The 1052-nt window shown below is 40.6% G+C and carries 1 protein-coding gene and 1 pseudogene; both read right to left on the bottom strand.

What is annotated here, in order from left to right; all coding sequences use genetic code 11:
* Nucleotides 1-241: pseudogene (locus tag EV207_RS22865) on the bottom strand (ATP-binding protein); the annotation flags it as partial.
* The coding region (locus EV207_RS23270; RefSeq protein WP_165887055.1) for a transposase at nucleotides 234-1052 on the bottom strand (819 nt) is incomplete at its 5' end. The pseudogene EV207_RS22865 and the gene EV207_RS23270, both read right to left, overlap by 8 nt.

The following is a 1052-nucleotide window of genomic DNA, read 5'->3' as shown; positions in this document are numbered from 1 at the left end:
CTGCATCCAATTGCGGGGGAAAATGAATCTGATCGTGCCATTGGAAAGTGGAAAAGGACTTTTCCTGAAGGAAACGGGCCTTCTTAATCAGTCTGTCCACTTTAGCGGCCTCACGCAACTCTAACTCCTTGGATAGTAAGGATTCCAAGTATTGTCGCGGGTTCTCAAAGGGAATGTCTTCATATATTTCTGCCATATGGGCAAGTCGAAGCGATTTACACATTGCTTTCAATTCACTCATCGTGTCCACCTGCCACCCCAGTCAGGTTTTGAAGCTGATCATATTTAGCCCAATCAATATCGTAAGGGTGGTTATCTGGTTCTTGGAGCATGGAAGGCTGCATGCCTACCAACTCATAAAACTGTTCATTGATCTCCGCCATCTCATAAGTAGCGAGTAATGAAATTAGCCATTTCATTCGTTCTTTTCTAATGTCATAGTTTGTTACTTTAATATATTCGGCAATACGACCAGGTAAATAAGCGGCGTGACGGGAATAATCTACTACACGCGGTTTAGCCAGCCAGCTTTTTAAAATAGAATCCCAAGGTATCTTATGGCTTTTATGCATATAGGGACGGTAATCTTCATAGAGTATTTCCCCGTGAGGGGACAGAACTTTAAACCGGTCCCAGTACTTTATAATAGTAAGTTGCGAGTAATTATATCCTTTAGGAATATAAACCTTCGTTTTATCTATCACAATTTCCCCATATTTATTGGCTTTGGCCTTTTCTTCCTTGAAAACGGGATATTCCTCGTCTGGTAAGGCACGCAAAAACTGATGTTCTTCCTCGAGCAGTTCGTTAATCGGACGCTTTTTTTCATAATGTATTCGATTACGATCCTCTGTCAATTGCTTCTCCAGCAACTGCGTTAATTGATTTAGGTCATTAATCATTGGCGCTGGATTAATGAAGTTATACCTGATATATCCGACCTTATTTTCTACATTGCCTTTTTCATTACCTGAATAGGCGTTACACGCCTGCGGTTCAAACCTGTAAAAGTTCGCGAATTTAAGAAATTCATTGGTAAATACAGTTTCTTC

It is taken from the genome of Scopulibacillus darangshiensis (assembly GCF_004341035.1).
Classification (GTDB): Bacteria; Bacillota; Bacilli; order Bacillales; family Sporolactobacillaceae; genus Scopulibacillus; species Scopulibacillus darangshiensis.
This window is presented reverse-complemented; position numbering and strand designations above follow the sequence as displayed.